Here is a 16,298-nt window from a genome sequence, read left to right as displayed (position 1 = left end):
GCCGACGACGACGCATCGTCGGCGCCGATCGCCAGCCGCCAGCGGCGTTCCCGCGTTCCTCCCGTCGGCTCGAGGTCCGGCCCGATCGCATCGTCATCCATGGCTGGGCTCCCCTGAAAGCAGCTTGCCGAGGAGACCAAAGTGCCGGCGCCAGGCTTCGCCGCCGTCGGGCGTCGGCGTCAGCCCGGCGGGCAGGCTCGCTCCTTTGCCGAGCACCGCTTCGATCAAACGCCGGCGCTCCATGCTGTCGAGGTTGGAGAAGACGCGGCGCAGCAAGGGCAGATGCGCAACGAAGGCCTCTTCGTCGAGTGAGGCAAGCCATGCATCGACGGCGCCGCGCAGACCCTCGTCATAGATCAGTCGCTGACCGGCGCCGCTGAAGAAGCCCTCGAAGAAAGCGGCAGCGTCGATGACCGGCGTCCCGGGTGACAGGCGCTTTGCCAAAAGGTCGGCCGCGCCCTCTGCGGAGAGCCGTCCGGCCTCGTAGAGCAGATGGGCCGCCCAACCGGCAACGAGCGCTGTCGATCGCGACGAATCGAGCACGGCCGCGAGGCCGCCGCGCCAGGCATCCACGACATCCTCGCCCGGCTCCACCAGCCTGATCGCCTCGTCGGCCTTGCGCATCGCGCCGATCAACGCCGCGGCGGCCTGAACGTCGAGATCGCGCGCGGCGTAGGGCAGCGCGATCGAGCCCTCGACGATTAGCCGCTCCAGTAGGCCCGCAAGGCGCTCCGTCTCGGTCTTGCGCGCTTCGCCGTAGCGGATGATGTCGGCCAGCGGCGGCACCGAAGCCAGAAGTTCCAGGCATTCGCTGCTGTGTGCCGCTTTTTCCTCCAGCGCGACGAGGCCAGCAGCGGAAGCTTCACTGAGAGCCGCCGTGATGGCGCCCTGGACCAGCGCGGCCAGGGTGTCGAGTGTCGCGGCGGCGGCGATCATCTGAACCAGGCGGCCGTTGGCGGCCTTCTCGATGGTCGGGCCGTAGACCAGGTTCTCGACCAGTTGAACGGCATACTCCGGCTGCCAGGCCAGCATCCAGCGCTCGCGAAAGGTGCCGCGGCTGCGCCCGGTGTCGGTCAGCTTGCCCCAGTTCACGCCAAGCACGTTCAGCCGGTGCAGCAGCGTCGACCGAAACAGCCCGCTCTCGCTGCGCAGGTCGATGGAGAGCTCCCGTTCCAAGGCCTCGGGCTTCAGCCGCGCCGTCTTCTGGTTGCGCTGCAGGTCATCGATCAGCGGCGCCAGCGGCGTGTCCGGCGGTATCTCGCCGACATCGGCGCCTAGCAGCAATTCGGCCTCGACCATCTTCCACAGCAGGGCCTCGCCGTTGAACAGCCCTGCGATCGAAGCGTCGCGCAGTTCCTCGAAACCCGGCTTCGGCCGTTCGCGGATGGCCGCAAGCGCGCGCGCCAGACGTTCCGCCTCGATCAGCGACGCGGTCGAGATCATGTGGCCTTTCGCCCTGAGGACCGAAGCGATCCGCGCCAGCCACAGGATGGAAGAGTCGCCCTGCGCACGCGTCTGCCACAGATGCTTGCACCAGCCGGGTGCAACGACGCCGGCGCCGTAGCCATAGCCGAGCGCCAGGCGCGGCCCCGTCCACGGCGCGAAGGTCATCATGGTCTTGCGGCGGGCCATTCCCTTGAGCAGGGCCTGGTCGCTCTTTTGCGTATGCGCCGCCTGCAAGGCCGGCACGTGCCAGGCGCCGCAGACGACCGCTAGCGGCCCATCGAACTCCTTGCGCGCGACTGCGATTTCCAGCCGCATGTGCGCCTCGCGCATCGCCTCGAATTTGCCGATCACACCCTCGCCGTCGCGCAGCGTCGTCATCGCGTCGGCAATGGCCGCGAAGATCGGCCCCGGCGCGGGATTCTGCTCGATGATATCGGACCACCAGCTTTCGCCATCCTCGTAGCCGGCGGCGCGCGCCAGGGTGCCGATCGGATCCTGGATGCGCGTCGCTTCCTCGCCTTGCTCTTCGACAGGTTCCGCTTCGGCGGTATCGGTGTCGGTCGGACTTTCGGGCGCCTTCTCGGCCAGCCGCGCCGCGGACGGCAGATCGATGAAGCGCAGCGCCGCCTTGTTGGCGACCGCCCACAACGCCGCCTGATATTCCGGCGAGAATTCGGCGAACGGCCAGAAGCTGGTCGCGGCCGGATCGTCCTCGGGATAGCAGAGCAGCGCCACCGGCGGCTTCATGTCGGGGCTGGCGAGCAGCGGCAACAGCGGCGACGCATCGACCGGCCCTTCGATCAACACGGCGACAGGCTGCAATTCCTGCAATGCCTTGACCAGGCTCTCGGCGGAGCCCGGTCCGTGGTGGCGGATGCCGAAATAACTGATGCCGCCCTCAGTCATGGCTCAGATGGCCGCGTTGAGCGCCGCGTAGTAGCCGGCATAGTCCGACCGCTTCTTCAGCACCGTCTCCAGATACTCCTCCAGCACGACCTTGTCCTGAACCGGATCCTTGACGATCGCGCCGACAAGGCTCGGCGCCAAACCTTCGGCGTGAAACTTGCCGTCGTCGAACCATGCCGCCTGGCTGAGGCCACTGATCACGGTTGCGATCGCCTCGGCGGTGGAGAGCGAGCCAGATGGCGTCTTCAGCGTCACCTTGCCGTCGGCCGTCGCGCCGGAGCGCAACTCGCGGAAAATGGTGAGCACGCGGGCGATCTCCTCGCCGACATTCTTCGGCACTGGCAGGTCCAATCCGCCGGCCATCTCGCCGACGCGCCTGGAAACGATCGAAACCTCTTCCGCCATGTCCCCGGGCAGAGGCAGCACCACGACGTTGAAGCGGCGCTTCAGAGCCGAGGAGAGTTCGTTGACGCCCTTGTCGCGGTTGTTGGCGGTGGCGATGATGTTGAAGCCGCGCTGGGCGTAGATCGAGGTGTTGAGCTCCGGCACCGGCATCATCTTTTCCGACAGCACGGTGATCAGCGTGTCCTGCACGTCGGAGCCCATGCGCGTCAGCTCTTCCAGGCGGCAGAGCTTGCCTTCCTGCATGGCGCGGTACAGCGGCGTCGGCACAAGCGCCTCCTGGCTCGGGCCCTTCGCCAGCAACTGGGCATAGTTCCAGCCGTAGCGGATCTGGTTCTCGTCGGTTCCGGCGGTGCACTGCACGATCAGCGTGGAATTGCCCATGATGGCGCCGGCGAGATGTTCCGAAACCCAGGATTTCGCCGTTCCCGGCACGCCGAGCAAAAGCAGAGCGCGATCGGTCGCGAGCGTGGCCACCGCCGTTTCCATCAATTGCCGGCGGCCGACATATTTCGGCGAAATCACCGTGCCGTCGTTCGCCTTGCCGCCCATCAGATAGGTAAGCACGGCCTTCGGCGACAGACTCCAGCCGGCGGGCTTCTGGCGGTCGTCGCCGCGCGAGAGCGCCTGCAGTTCGGCGGCATAGACCTGCTCGGCCGGAAGGCGGATGGCTGCGTTCATGCGATCATCTCCGGGTTGATCATCTGTTGGATTGGGAAGGCTTTTCGGCCAGCGCCGCGTTGATCCGCAGCAGGCCGAGCGATGGGGATGCGGGCGGCAGGCCGGCGGCGACGACCTCGCCGATCAATTTCTCCGCCGTCGCCGCCGTGGCGAGAAAGCCTATGGCCTCGAGATACTGCTCGGCGCTTCGTTTCATGACGTCGTTGTCGCCCGAGACGGCGGAGCGCAGCGCCGAAAGCGTCTTGCCTTTTGCGAGGTCGCCCCATTCCAGCCAGCCTGCTTCGGCGCCTTCGACCTGATTTAGCGCGTGCAGATTCTGCGCGTCATTCAGGATCTGACTGATCAGGAGACGCTTCCTGCCGCCGTCCAAACGCAACATGAGTTGGAGGACGAGAAGCGCCAGCTTGCCGCCTTCGGCGACAAGCATATCCGCCAAACAGGCCACCGCCGCATCGCTGCCGGACACCGAGACCATTAGAACGAGAAAACGATCGGCATTGTCATCGACGCCGAATTGCCATGCGCCGATGAATTCAGGCTCTGTCTTGCCGAAGCGAGCGACAAGATCGCCGAGGTAGCAGGATGCGAACAAGTCGGCGCGACGGGCTTGTTGCGCAGGCGACTTGAGTTTTGTCGGTGCGTAGGTGGTGCGGCGGCGAATGAAGCCGGATTTGCCTTCCTCGATGAAAGCGGCGAGCTCGGCTGTCGGATCTTCCGACCCACCATCAGCCGGATTGCCATGCTCTCCCAACCTTGCCAGGAGCCGGCCGGCCATTTCGCGCACCTTGCCGGAGCGATCGGCGGACAGGCTCTTCAGGAACGGAACGTCATCGGCACCCAGGCCGAAGCGCATGAGTTCGACGAGCGCAAGCCTGACCTCCGCAGGCTCGCTTGCCCCCTTTGTCTCGATCAGCGTCCGCGCCGAGGCAGGCATGGTGCGCCGCAAATCGATCAGCGCGGTACGGCGCGCCGCGGGATAGAAATCATCCCAGGTCTCCGCAGTCAGTTGCTCGCGTCGAGACTGTTTCTCACCGTCCGCGCCTGCCTGCCAGTCGACCCAGGGGGCATAGACCTCGGGACTTTCCTGATCCGACGCAGCGGGCATCCAATCCATCGGATGCAGCACAAAGCCGCGGCTGGCGACGAGCGCGGCCACGCGGGTCTTGAGCCTCACTTCGGCTGCATATTTCAATGCGGCACGCAGCAACGGCCGCAGCCGTTCCGGGAGCGTCGGCATGGCCAGCACCGGCAGCGGCGGACGGCGGTTCAAGGTTTTCGCCGCCGCCGGCCGAAGCGCGACATCGAGCGCCTGCGCGGCAATGGCCAGCAGCCGCCTCTGCTGCTCGTCCGGGCTGGCCGCTGCCGCCACTTCCTTCCATTCGGCAGGGGCAAGTTCGAAAGCGGCGCCGCCGGAAATCCAGCCGTCGCGCAACCTTGCCAGCCCTGCCTGCTCGAGTTCGTTCACGACAGATCGAGCCTCCCCATATTGCTCTGCGACGCAAGAAGCTCGAGCCTGGCGCCGTTCCAGAGCGCCGCCGTGGCTGCAAGCTCGAGGCCGAGCAATGTCTGGTTGACCGATCCCGCGACAGGCAGGGCAATGCCGTGCGGATCGCCCGCAGCCTGCCACCAGGCGCCTTCCTTCTCGTCCAGCGCGATCGCGCCGGCAGGCAGGATGACCGGGCAATCCGACAGCCATGGCGCGCCGTCCTGGAAGGCGGCATATGCGGCAAGCGGATCGCCGGCTGCGTCCGAGCCGAAGGCTGGCCAAGCGCCTGGTGCCGAATCACCGAGCCGTTCCACGACCAGCGCCCGTAGCGGATTGCGCGATGGATAGAATACGAGCTTGGCCTTGAAGCGATCTCCCGGCGCGAAGGCGCCGGACCGGCGCCCGGCCGAAGCCGGGAAGAAATCGAGCAGAACGGCAAATCGCGGCGCCGGGCTCTTCAGATCGAGCAGCCATGTCGCATGGCTGACGAGACCGTCGCGGCGGGTTTCTATCTTCTCGCCGAGCACCTCCCAATCGCTCTCGACCTGAACGGCCTCGGGGTTGGCGAGGACCTGCTCGCGCGTCTCAGATGTCGACACAAGTCGTTTCAGCTCGGGATCATCGGGCGTGGCGCGCCAAGCCTTGGCGAGCATCACCAGCTTGCCGAGCTCGCGGATCGCGGCATCCGGCTTCTCCTCGCCGCGCAGCGCCATCAACCGCGCCGGCAACTCGTCGACGCGGCCGGCAAGCGCTGTGGCCTTGAGGTCGACCAGCCGGGCTGCAATGCGGCGGCAGCGCTCGCTGCAGGCATCGACGAACCCGGCAAGGCCGAGCCGGAGCTGGTCGGCTATCCATTGATCGAGCTCGTCCAGCGCTGCCGCCACGGCGCTTCGCGTGTCCTCGGCCCGCTTGCGCTGTGCCGCCTCGCGGCGTTCAGCGGCCACGGCATCTTCGACCGGAGCGCTCTGCTCGGGCCGCGATGCCTCGTCGATGCTTTTGCCTTCCGAGTTTGCCGCCGCCTGCGTCGCTGGCTGCCCGGGCCGGCGGCGCCGGCCGAGCCAGTCGTTGACCCAATCCGGCGTCTGCTCGACGCGATCGAAGCTGGCCGGCGCGGTGGCGCCGATCCACATCAGCCCCAGTATGTGCTTGCACGGGAATTTCCGCGACGGACAGGTGCATTTGTAGCCATGGTCGCCGGTATCGAATGCTACACGGTAGGGATTCGATCCCGAGCCCTGGCATTCGCCCCAGATGAGCCCCAGTTGCTCATTTGTCTCGAGCCGAGGCCAGTTCGACCGCTTGGTCAGCTTCGAGGCGGCGCTGAGCGAGGCCTGGTCAGGGGCAAGCGCTTCAATGGTTTTCAGGTCCAGTTGCAAGCCGCGCCTCTCATGACCCCGAAGTATGATTCCGCGACGATAGATAGCCGTTTGCGGCGCGCTGGTGTAGCTCCAGCCTCCGCAAAGTTAATTCCTTGTCTAACGTTCGGTTTCCTGATCAGGCTGGGCCGGTAATGTCGGCTTCAGACGACCCCCGCGCCGCGGACGAGATCGACGAAGCGGGCAAAGACTTCCGTGTGGCGGTCGACGTCGGCCGGCGACGTCGCCGGACACATCAGGAACATGGTGTGGAACGGCGTCACCAATATGCCCTCGTTCATGTAGAAGGCATGCAGCAGCGTCTCGAGGTCGCCGCGCCGGCCGGCAATGACATCGGCGCCGTTCGTCGGCGGTGCGGGCATGAACATGATCTCGGCGCGGGCGCCGACCTGCGTCACATGCCAGGGCAATCTGCTGGCGCTGATGATGCCGCGCGCGGCTTCGGCCAGGCGCGAGGCATTGGCGATCATGACCTCGAAATTGGCGGGGGTCAGCACCTCCTCCAGCACCGCGCGCATGGTGGCGACGGTCAGCGCATTGCCGGCGAGCGTGCCGCCGATGCCGAGATGCGCCGACTGGCGCACGCGCGGATTGACCATCGGCACGATCGCCCACAACCGCTCGGCGATCTCCCGCGAGACGCCGAAGACGCCGGCCGGGATGCCGCCGGCAATCGCCTTGCCGGCAACCAGCATATCCGGCTCCAGCCCGTGCTGAGCGGTGTAGCCGCCCGGCCCGCTGGAGATGGTGTGGGTCTCGTCGATGATCAGCACCGTGCCGGTGCGGCGGGTGATCTCGCGCAGCGCCTGGTGAAACCCGTCGGCGACCGGAATCATGCCGAAATTGGTCATCAGCGGCTCGGTCAGCACGCAGGCGACGTCGCCAGCTGAAAGCGCCTCCTCCAGCGCCGCGACGTCGTTGAACTCGACAACCCTGGAGACGGCGGAATGGTCGACGCCGTTGGGATGGATCGTGTTGCGCAGGCCGACGCGGCCGTCGCGGATCTCGACATGCGCCTCCTCGACGCCGCCGTGATAGCAGCCGGAGAAGACCAGCACCTTGTCGCGGCCGGTGATTATGCGGGCAATGCGGATGGCGCCGCGATTGGCGTCGGTGGCCGAGGTGGTGAGCGTCCAGTAAGGCAGGCCGAAGCGGCGCGTAAGCTCTGCGCCGACCCAGAGGCTGTCCTCGGTCGGCAGCATCATCGTGGTGCCGTTCCGCAACTGGCGAAGGGCGGCGCGGGTGACCGCCTCCGGCGCATGGCCGCACATGCCGCCGGTGTCGCCAAGGGCGAAGTCGACATAGTCGTGGCCGTCGATGTCGCTTATGTGGGCGCCGCTGGCCGACGCCGCATAGACCGGGAAACCGCCGGCCCAGCGGCGCATCCAGTGCGAGGGACCGCCATAGAGGAAATGCCTCTTGCCCTCTTCCCACGCCGCCGCCGAGCGCGGGTGGGTTTCGAGGAAGCGCTGTTGCTCGCGGTCGAGCAGGTCGCCGGTTGTCTTTGAATGCAAAGCGTTTTTGGCAGCCGTCACGGGGCGAAGCCTCCCTTGTGTGCCGTCAGTTGGGCACAAGATGATTTTCTTGTCGGTTCACTATTTGAACCATCGTTTTGCATGTTATAGACAAACTGCAGGCTACCTCGGCTGCTGTCAAGTTAATTCACATGCGAACTATCTTGGAGAATGCATCATGAGCACGGTGGGCAAGGCGGTCTCGCTGCTGGAGCTGTTCACGCTCGACGAGCCGGAGATCGGGCTGTCCGACCTCGCCCGCAAGGCCGGCCTCGACAAGGCGACAGCCCGGCGTTTGCTGATGGCGCTCGCCAACCATCGGCTGATCGATCAGGAGCCGCAAAGCCGCCGCTACCGGCTGGGCGCCGGCCTGTCGCGGCTGGCCCGCATCCGCGACGCGCATTTCCCTTTCGTGCGCGTGGCGGCGCCGGTGGCGCGGGAGCTGTCGCTCGAAACCGGCGAGACCGTGCATCTGTCGGAGTTCAGCGCTGGCGCGCTGCTCACCGTGCATGTCGAACTGTCGGCGAAGGCCAACCGCGTCAATGTCGACGTCGGCCAGATCCTGCCACTGCACGGCACGGCCTCCGGCATCGCCTTCCTCGCCGCGTCGCGGCTGCAAGTGGTCAGCGCCTATCTGGAGAAGCCCTTGCAGGCCTTCACCGCGCATACGGTGACAGGACCGGACACGCTGGCCAAAGCCATCGCTTTTGCCGCCGCAAGCGGCTATTCGCGTAGCTCGCAGGGCTATGAGGAAGGCGTGCACAGCATCGGCGCCGCGATCCTCGGCGCCGACGGCCAACCGATCGGCGCGCTGGCGGTGGCGTCCCCCGTATCCCGCGTCGACGATGCGGTCGCGGCCAAACAGGGCGAGGCTGCGGTCACGGCGGCGCGCCTGATTGCGGCACGGCTGACCGGCGAGGCGTGACATCCCGCATCGGCGAGGCTGAACTCGCCATACTCGCGGCTGCCGCTCATTGGTCGCGGTCGCCGAACCAGGCGAAGCCCCCCTCTTGTCGCCTTCATTTGAAACTTTGAACGTTGTTCACTTTTCTCTTGAACGCCGTTCACAATGTGCTATATTGCGTTATGAACATCGTTCATGGAAAATGGGCGGCGAAGAGGATGACGAAGCCTGCTGATTGTATCCGGCCCTGAAACCAGCCAGCGCCGACCCGGCTTAACCCTGAAACGAAAGGATCATATCGATGGCCATCAACAGCTATGTTTCCAACCAGTCGAGTGCCTGGAAAACGTCCATCGCCATCACCAAGACGCTGCGTGACGCGAAGGAAACGGGCCGGTTCATCAACAGGCTGCAAGGCGCCAAGACCGAAAAGCTGATGATGGATATCAACCGCAGTAACGAAGTTTAACCGGCTTCCCGCTTAAAACGAGGCTCAAACCGCGCAAGCAACCGCTGACCGATCCATCTCGGATTGCTCGATGGCCTTGCCCAATGGAACTTGCCATGAACACCCATCTGATGATGTCGCGGCGCTTTGCGCCTCTCTTCTGGACGCAGTTCCTGTCCGCCTTCAACGACAACTTCCTGAAGAACACGCTGGTGTTCCTCATCCTCTTCACCCTTGCCGCGGACCAGGCGGCGTCATTGGTGACCTTGGCCGGCGCCATTTTCATGGCCCCCTTCCTGCTCTTGTCCGCGCTTGGCGGCGAGATCGCCGACCGCTTCGACAAGGCTTTCGTGGCGCGCAGGCTGAAGTTCGTCGAGATCGGCGCCGCCTTGCTGGCCGTAATCGGCATCGCGCTGTCGTCCATTCCGGTGCTGCTCACGGCGCTGTTCCTGTTCGGCGTGATTTCGGCGCTGTTCGGCCCGATCAAATACGGCATCCTGCCCGATCACCTCGAGCGCAAGGAACTGCCGCGCGCCAACGCCTGGATCGAGTCGGCCACCTTCGCCGCCATCCTCGGCGGCACCATCGCCGGCGGCGTCGTCTCCGCCGACGGCATCGGCGTTGCGGTGTTCGGACCGATCATGATGGCGCTTGCCGTCGGCTGCTGGCTCGTCAGCCGCTACATCCCGGCGACCGGTGCGGCCGCGCCGAACCTGGTGATCGACAAGAATGTCCTGCGCTCTACCTGGCGTCTGGTCAGCGAATTGCGCACCAACCAACGCATCTGGCGGGCGGCGCTGATGGCGTCCTGGTTCTGGCTGGTCGGCGCCATCGTCCTTTCCATCCTGCCAACCCTGGTCAAGAATTCGCTCGGCGGCACCGAGATCGCCGTGACCGCCTATCTGGCGGTCTTCGCGGTCGCCGTCGCCATCGGCTCGGCCATCGCCGCCTGGATGTCGCAGGGACGCATGGTGCTGTTGCCCGCCCCTGTCGGCACCGCGCTGATGGCCGTGTTCGGGCTGGACCTCGCCTGGAGCGTGTGGGGCCTTCAGGCCTCCGCCCAGGCGCAGACGCTCAGCGCCTTCTTCGCCGGCCCGAACACCATCCGAGTCGCCATTGATCTCGCCGGCCTGGCGATCGCCGGTGCCTTCCTTGTCGTTCCCACCTTCGCGGCCGTGCAGGCCTGGGCGCCGGAGGACCGGCGCGCCCGTGTCGTCGCCGCGGTGAATGTCGTCAGCGCCGGCTTCATGACCCTCGGCGGCGGCATCGTCGCCGCCATCCAAGGCGCTGGCGTCTCGATCGCCGGCGTGCTGGCCGGCCTTGCCGTGGTCAATGCCGTCGCCGCCTGGCTGATGCTGAAATACCTGCCGACGAATCCTTTCCGCGATTTCGTCTCCATCCTGTTCCGCGCCTTCCATCATCTGGAGGTCGAGGGGCTGGACAACCTCAAGGCCGCCGGCCCGGCGCCGATCCTGGCGCTCAACCATGTCAGCTTCCTCGATGGTCCGCTGGCCCTGACGCTGACCGACGAGGAGCCGGTCTTCGCCATCGACCACACCATCGCGCAGGCCTGGTGGATGAAGCCGTTCCTGAAGCTCGCCCGCGCCCTGCCGCTCAATCCGGCCAAGCCGATGTCGACCCGCACGCTGATCAAGATCGTGCAGGGCGGCGATCCGCTGGTCATCTTCCCCGAAGGCCGCATCACCGTCACCGGAGGCCTGATGAAGGTCTATGACGGCGCCGCCATGGTCGCCGACAAGACCGGCTCGATGGTCGTGCCGGTGCGCATCGACGGGCTGGAGAAAAGCTACTTCTCGCGGCTGACGTCGCAGCACGTGCGCCGCCGCCTGTTCCCGAAGGTCAAGGTGACCATCCTGGAACCGGTGAAGCTCGAAGTTCCGCAGGAGTTCAAGGGCCGCCAGCGTCGCACCGCGGCGGGCGCCGCCCTCTATCAGGTGATGTCGGATCTCGTCTTCCGCACCGAGGACATCGACAAGACGGTGCTTGAGAAAATCATCCTGACGGCGAACGAGCGCGGCATGAAACAGCTCGCCGTGCAGGACCCGGTCACCGGCTCGCTGAGCTACGGCAAGCTGCTGACGGCTGCCGCCGTGCTCGGCGAGAAGTTCGAGCACCTCTATGCCAGCCAGCAGACAATCGGCATTATGCTGCCCAATGCCAACGGCGCATGCGCGACGCTGCTCGGCGTCATGTCGGCCGGCAAGGTGCCGGCGATGATCAACTTCACCGCGGGTGCGGCGAACATCCTCTCCGCCTGCAAGGCCGCCGAGGTGAGGACCGTGCTCACCTCCCGCGCGTTTGTCGAACAGGCCAAGCTCGGCGCGGTCGTCGAGGAAATCGGCCGCTCGGTGGAGATCGTCTGGCTCGACGACCTGCGGGCCGGCATCGGCCTCAAGGACAAGCTGCTCGGGCTGCTGCGCAAGACCACACCGCGCGTCGCCCGCAAGCCCGACGACGCGGCGGTGATCCTGTTCACCTCCGGTTCCGAAGGCACGCCGAAGGGCGTGGTGCTTACCCACCGCAACATCCTCGCCAACGCCGCCCAGGCCGCCTCGCGCATCGACTTCCACTCGGGCGACAAGGTGTTCAACGTGCTGCCGATCTTCCATTCCTTCGGCATGACGGCGGGCACGGTGCTGCCGCTGATCTCGGGCGTGCCGGTCTATTTCTACCCCTCGCCGCTGCACTACCGCATCGTGCCTGAACTGGTCTACGCGTCGAATGCGACGATCATCTTCGGCACCGACACGTTCCTCTCAGGCTATGCGCGCACGGCGCATCCTTACGACTTCCGCTCGGTGCGCTACTGCTTTGCCGGCGCCGAGCCGGTCAAGGCGGCGACGCGCATGACCTATATGGAGAAGTTCGGCCTGCGCATCCTCGAGGGCTACGGCGTGACCGAGGCGGCGCCGGTGATCTCCATCAACACGCCGATGTACAACCGGTCCGGCAGCGTCGGCAAAATCATGCCCGGCATGGAGTATCGGCTGGATCCGGTGCCCGGCGTCGAGAATGGCGGGCGGCTCTACGTGCGCGGCCCGAATGTCATGTCAGGCTATCTGCGGGCCGAGAAGCCGGGCGCGCTCGAGCCGCTGGAAGACGGCTGGCATGACACCGGCGACGTTGTCTCCATCGATGAGGCGGGCTTCATCACCATCCGCGGCCGCGCCAAGCGTTTCGCCAAGATCGGCGGCGAGATGATCTCGCTGGCTGCCGTCGAGGCGCTGGCCGGCGAATTGTGGAAAGGCTCGCTGTCGGCCGTCGCAACCGTGCCGGATGCCCGCAAGGGCGAAAAGCTGATCCTGATCACGGAGGCTGCGAACGCTACCCGCGCGGATTTCCTGGCCTTCGCCAAGGCCAACAGCGCCATGGACCTGATGGTGCCTGCCGAGGTGCGCGTCGTTGCAAAAGTGCCGGTGCTCGGTTCCGGCAAGCTCGACTTCGCCGGCGTGACGAAGATGGTGCGCGGCGAGGAAGACCTGAAGGTCAAGGCCGCCTGACGCGGATACGCGAACGGGCCGGCGCAAAACGCCGGCCCGCCAGGGCTTCTGTCGGCCCGACATTGCCATTGTTTCGCGCGCGCGGATCGATAGGCAAGGCATCGCGCTTCAGATTTTGCCACTTCGCCCAAAGAGCTTCTTCAACACGAGCTTCAGCCGCTTGAACTCGTAGCGGCGCCGCAATTTGGCTAGCGTCGCTCGGTGGGCGGCGTCGATTTCGGGCAACGAATCCGGCGCTGTCGCCTGGGGCAGCGCGAGCAGCGCGTTGGCATGAAGGTCGGCGAAAGGCTGCGGGTCATAAGTAGCGAACGGCGTCGGCGGGTCGCTCAGCACGGTCGGATTGCTGTTGATCTCGAACACTGTGGGCTTGCCGTTGGTCAGCGTGTAGTCGATGCGCCCGTATTGCATACGGGCCTTTTCGAAGACCTGCATCACCCATTCGGCATGTGGGTTCGCGGCAATGTAGGCCCTGATCTCGTCGATATGCGCCGGCAGGAGCTCCTCGTTCGAATTCTTGACGAACCAGGATTTCGACATGGCAATATGCTGGGCGTAGATCGTATCGCCGACCCGATAGGCGGCGAATTTCCGGTAGTATCCGTCCGGCCATGGCGCGCCGGTCATCTCCACCACGATCGGCCGCACCAGCCTGCGACCGTCCGGCCGGGCGAGTGCCGCGTCGAGCGTCGGCCGATCGTGCAGAAGCGGCGGCTCTTCGTAGAGTGCGCCCACCTCGTCACGGATGAAGACCGGATAGCGCATCGTGTCGTCGAGCTGGTCCAGCCTGAACGCGCGAAAAAGGTTGCCGCCATCGTCACCAAGCACACGCAGCAGATCGAAGCGCTGCAGGCTGGCGGTCGGGTGGTTGAGCTGCTTCAGGCCCGCTAGCCGCGCCAGCGCGGCGCTCAGGTCTGATGCCCGCTTCATCTCCTCGGCGGTCAGCCGGTCCATGTCCGACCAGATCACCACGCCGGCGCGAACGCCGCGCAGCAATCCGGCATCCTCATAGCGAACCAGCCGGAACGATGCTTGCAGATCTGTGCGGTGATAGAGAAGCACAACCGCATGCGTGTAAGCGTGCTTTCTATGTGTGACGTAGAATATCAAGCGATTGCGCCCCCCATCCGCAGAATTGCAAACTGCAGTCTTGCTGACTAGCAAAAAGCTGCTACGCGCCCTATAGCGCATGGGCAAGCCGGGTGGCCGAGAGATGAACGTCGAGAATAATGCGCTTCCAATCCGGAAGCTGGACGCGGACGACATGCCGCTGCTGATGGAGCTTGAAGCTGCCGCCTGGGCCGGCCCGCTGCAGGCCAGCGAGGCGACCATCCGACGCCGGCTGGCGCTTGGCCACACCATGCTGGGGGCGATCGACGGTGACGTGCTTGCCGGCACGCTCTGCTTCACCGAAACCAGCCAGGACCCGCTGGTGCGTGCAGACTTTCCCGCGAATTTCGATGCCTTTGCGTTGCTGCCGCGCAGCGAGCCGGTGCACTCTCTTTATGCCTACAATCTCTGCGTCCGCCCCAGCCACCGCGGCGGCAACACGGCGATCCGGCTGCTGAAGGAGATGGAGCGCCACGGCCACCGCCTCGGCGCGCGCTGGCTGATCGGCGACGGCCGCTGCTCGGCCTATGCCGGCTCATCCGGCGGCGACGACGACCAGGTCAGGGCCGACCCGCGGTTTCGCGCTACCATAGACCGCTGGAACGAGACCGGCATAAGGCCGCCGCTGGAAGAGATTATCCGCGATCCGCTTCTGCGTCTGCACTACCGCGTCTACGACTGCGAATTCCTCTACGTCATGCCGGATTTCTTCCCGCAGGATGCCGCGTCCGGCGGTTTCCGGGTCATCTCGGCCAAGGACCTCAAGAAATGACGTGCGAGCCGGCCGCAGCATGACGGCTCCGTTCTTCGATCCGTTTGCGCTCGGCGACGATCCGTTCGCGCATTTTGCCGAGATGCGCGCACTGGGCGGCATAGCGCGCGGCGCGGCGCCCTATCCCGAACTCGCCGACGCGCATTACGTCTTCAGCCATGAGCTGGTGTCCCGCGTTCTGAAACATCCCGCCCTGCTGCAGGCGCCGCCCGGCAGGTATGAGGAGGTCCGCCGCAAGCTTGTCGACCAGGCGCCAATGGCGCTGCTCAGCCGGTCGGTGATGCTCGCCGATCCGCCGCAGCATGGCGGGCTGCGCCGGCCGGTTGCAGGCTTCCTCTCCAGACCCACCGTCGAGGCGCTGACACAGGGTCTGCGGGCGCTAAGCCGCGAGCTGGTCGACCGGGCGATGGCGGACGGCCGCATCGATGCCGTCGCCGGGCTCGCCGTGCCGGTCTCCTTCTGGCTGCTGCAGGAAACCATGGGCATCGAGATCGAGGATCCATGGGCGTTGAAATCGGTGACCAGCCGCATGGCTGGTGCGTTCGACCTGCGAACAGACCAGCCGCCGGCTGCCAGCGCCGCGGCCTATGCCGAATGCCGGGCCTTTGTCGAGGAGCGGCTGGCGCAACAGGCCTTCCGGCCGGACGGAATGGTCGCCCGCATGGCGCGGGAAGTCGCCGAAGGGCGCTGGTCGCGCGAAGACATGGTGGCCAACGTCGTGTTCATGCTGTTTGCCGGACAGGAGACCGTCGTCGACGCTTTCGGCAACGCCGTGGTCGCGCTGCACCGTTTTCCAGAGCAGCGCACCCTGCTCGAGCGCCGGCTTGTCGACTGGAGCAGCGCGGCCGCCGAATTGCTGCGCTTTGGCGCCTCCGTGCAATACGCGGTCGCGCGCATTGCGGCCGAAGACATCGACCTCGGCAACGTTGGGATCGCGAACGGCGAGGCGGTGGTGGCGGTGCTGGGCAGCGGCAACCGCGACGATGCGGTGTTCGCGGACGGTGACCGGCTGGACCTCACCCGCTCGCTGGCCTTGTCGTTGACCTTCGGCACTGGCCTGCATGTCTGCCTCGGCCAGCATGTCGCCCGCATCGAGATCGCGGCGATGCTCGAGGCGTTGTTCACCCGCGCTCCCGGCTGGCGGCTTGATGCCGCCGGCGCCAGGCGCCGCCCGTCGCTGTCGTTTCACGGGATGAGTACCGCGCCGCTTGTCCTCGCTTGAGAGGATCGCGCGCCGGGCCACCAATCCTCAGTCAAGGAAAAGCGGCCGCGTCTGCGCAAGGATCGCCGGATCGAGCGAGCGGACTATCTCCGCCACCTTGGCCCGCAGGACCTCGATCGCCGCGTCGTCGAGCGGATCAAGAATGTCATTCTGATCCCTCGTCGCGATATACTCTTCCAGCGAGGGCGCCTCGCTCGCCGGCGTGAAGCCTCCGCCGCGGGCGTGCTTGCTCAGCAATTCCTGCCGCGACTTCACCGCATAGTGGCGGATCCAGCCGAGCTTCCATTCCATCGGCATGGCGGCTTGATGCCTGTCGAGCGTCATGCCGTCGACCAGCGTCCTGCGCTGCCCGATCGGGAAGCCGTGCGGATGCGCCATGAACAGCGTCGGGCTCCGCACGGCCTTCGGCAGGCATGACCCGACGCGCCCAAACGCCTTCTTCCAGCGCGCCGTCGGGGCGTCATGCCTGCCGCGCCGCGGAAACCGGACGGTGACCAGCTCGTCGTCATAGCC

The 16,298-nt window shown here is 66.0% G+C and carries 12 protein-coding genes; 5 read left to right on the top strand and 7 right to left on the bottom strand.

Annotation, left to right across the window (positions count from 1 at the left end):
- Nucleotides 1-93 precede the first annotated feature (93 nt).
- From EN745_RS14155 to EN745_RS14135, 5 genes are all read right to left on the bottom strand, one after another.
- On the bottom strand, nucleotides 94-2,352 hold the full coding sequence (locus tag EN745_RS14155; protein WP_127421548.1) for a DUF5682 family protein: 2,259 nt from the start codon (nucleotides 2,350-2,352) through the stop codon (nucleotides 94-96).
- A gap of 3 nt (nucleotides 2,353-2,355) precedes the next feature.
- Nucleotides 2,356-3,435: an AAA family ATPase gene (locus tag EN745_RS14150; protein ID WP_127421547.1), complete on the bottom strand. Its 1,080-nt coding sequence runs from the start codon at nucleotides 3,433-3,435 to the stop codon at nucleotides 2,356-2,358.
- A gap of 19 nt (nucleotides 3,436-3,454) precedes the next feature.
- A complete protein-coding gene (locus EN745_RS14145) occupies nucleotides 3,455-4,642 on the bottom strand; it encodes a DUF5691 domain-containing protein (protein WP_245487721.1) in 1,188 nt (395 codons plus the stop codon).
- Between the two features lie 254 nt (nucleotides 4,643-4,896).
- A complete protein-coding gene (locus tag EN745_RS14140; RefSeq protein WP_127421545.1) occupies nucleotides 4,897-6,297 on the bottom strand; it encodes an SWIM zinc finger family protein in 1,401 nt (466 codons plus the stop codon).
- Nucleotides 6,298-6,440: 143 nt separating this feature from the next.
- Entirely contained in the window at nucleotides 6,441-7,832 is a 1,392-nt protein-coding gene (locus EN745_RS14135) for a transaminase (protein ID WP_245487720.1), read from the bottom strand.
- A gap of 157 nt (nucleotides 7,833-7,989) precedes the next feature.
- Here EN745_RS14135 and EN745_RS14130 point away from each other — a divergent pair, with 157 nt between their 5' ends.
- The 3 genes from EN745_RS14130 (at nucleotide 7,990) to EN745_RS14125 (ending at nucleotide 12,684) form a co-directional block, all read left to right on the top strand.
- On the top strand, nucleotides 7,990-8,736 hold the full coding sequence (locus EN745_RS14130) for an IclR family transcriptional regulator (protein ID WP_127421543.1): 747 nt from the start codon (nucleotides 7,990-7,992) through the stop codon (nucleotides 8,734-8,736).
- Nucleotides 8,737-9,016: 280 nt separating this feature from the next.
- A complete protein-coding gene (locus EN745_RS36110) occupies nucleotides 9,017-9,184 on the top strand; it encodes a hypothetical protein (RefSeq protein ID WP_189363050.1) in 168 nt (55 codons plus the stop codon).
- Between the two features lie 95 nt (nucleotides 9,185-9,279).
- Nucleotides 9,280-12,684 carry an acyl-[ACP]--phospholipid O-acyltransferase gene (locus tag EN745_RS14125; RefSeq protein WP_127421542.1) on the top strand — a complete coding sequence of 1,135 codons (3,405 nt, stop codon included), beginning with the start codon at nucleotides 9,280-9,282 and terminating at the stop codon, nucleotides 12,682-12,684.
- A 108-nt stretch (nucleotides 12,685-12,792) separates the two neighbouring features.
- On the opposite strand, the gene EN745_RS14120 is transcribed toward EN745_RS14125, so the two are convergent.
- Nucleotides 12,793-13,677: a hypothetical protein gene (locus tag EN745_RS14120; RefSeq protein WP_145992027.1), complete on the bottom strand. Its 885-nt coding sequence runs from the start codon at nucleotides 13,675-13,677 to the stop codon at nucleotides 12,793-12,795.
- A gap of 217 nt (nucleotides 13,678-13,894) precedes the next feature.
- Between EN745_RS14120 and EN745_RS14115 the strand changes: the two genes are divergently transcribed.
- Together EN745_RS14115 and EN745_RS14110 are read left to right on the top strand one after the other, a co-directional pair.
- Nucleotides 13,895-14,563 carry an N-acetyltransferase gene (locus EN745_RS14115; RefSeq protein ID WP_127421540.1) on the top strand — a complete coding sequence of 223 codons (669 nt, stop codon included), beginning with the start codon at nucleotides 13,895-13,897 and terminating at the stop codon, nucleotides 14,561-14,563.
- 19 nt (nucleotides 14,564-14,582) lie between these two features.
- A complete protein-coding gene (locus EN745_RS14110) occupies nucleotides 14,583-15,785 on the top strand; it encodes a cytochrome P450 (protein WP_189363049.1) in 1,203 nt (400 codons plus the stop codon).
- A 27-nt stretch (nucleotides 15,786-15,812) separates the two neighbouring features.
- Here the strand turns inward: EN745_RS14110 and EN745_RS36105 are convergent.
- Nucleotides 15,813-16,298 (bottom strand): hypothetical protein (locus EN745_RS36105; protein WP_189363048.1); only part of this gene is annotated, 486 nt, incomplete at its 5' end.

The sequence above is a fragment of the Mesorhizobium sp. M4A.F.Ca.ET.022.05.2.1 genome, assembly GCF_003998845.1.
Lineage (GTDB): Bacteria > Pseudomonadota > Alphaproteobacteria > Rhizobiales > Rhizobiaceae > Mesorhizobium.
This window is presented reverse-complemented; position numbering and strand designations above follow the sequence as displayed.

Coding starts and splice junctions, on each gene's coding strand:
- EN745_RS14150 (WP_127421547.1), bottom strand. CDS start 3,435: ATGAACGCAGCCATCCGCCTTCCGGCCGAGCAGGTCTATGCCGCCGAA.
- EN745_RS14130 (WP_127421543.1), top strand. CDS start 7,990: ATGAGCACGGTGGGCAAGGCGGTCTCGCTGCTGGAGCTGTTCACGCTC.
- EN745_RS14115 (WP_127421540.1), top strand. CDS start 13,895: ATGAACGTCGAGAATAATGCGCTTCCAATCCGGAAGCTGGACGCGGAC.
- EN745_RS14125 (WP_127421542.1), top strand. CDS start 9,280: ATGAACACCCATCTGATGATGTCGCGGCGCTTTGCGCCTCTCTTCTGG.
- EN745_RS14110 (WP_189363049.1), top strand. CDS start 14,583: ATGACGGCTCCGTTCTTCGATCCGTTTGCGCTCGGCGACGATCCGTTC.
- EN745_RS14155 (WP_127421548.1), bottom strand. CDS start 2,352: ATGACTGAGGGCGGCATCAGTTATTTCGGCATCCGCCACCACGGACCG.
- EN745_RS36110 (WP_189363050.1), top strand. CDS start 9,017: ATGGCCATCAACAGCTATGTTTCCAACCAGTCGAGTGCCTGGAAAACG.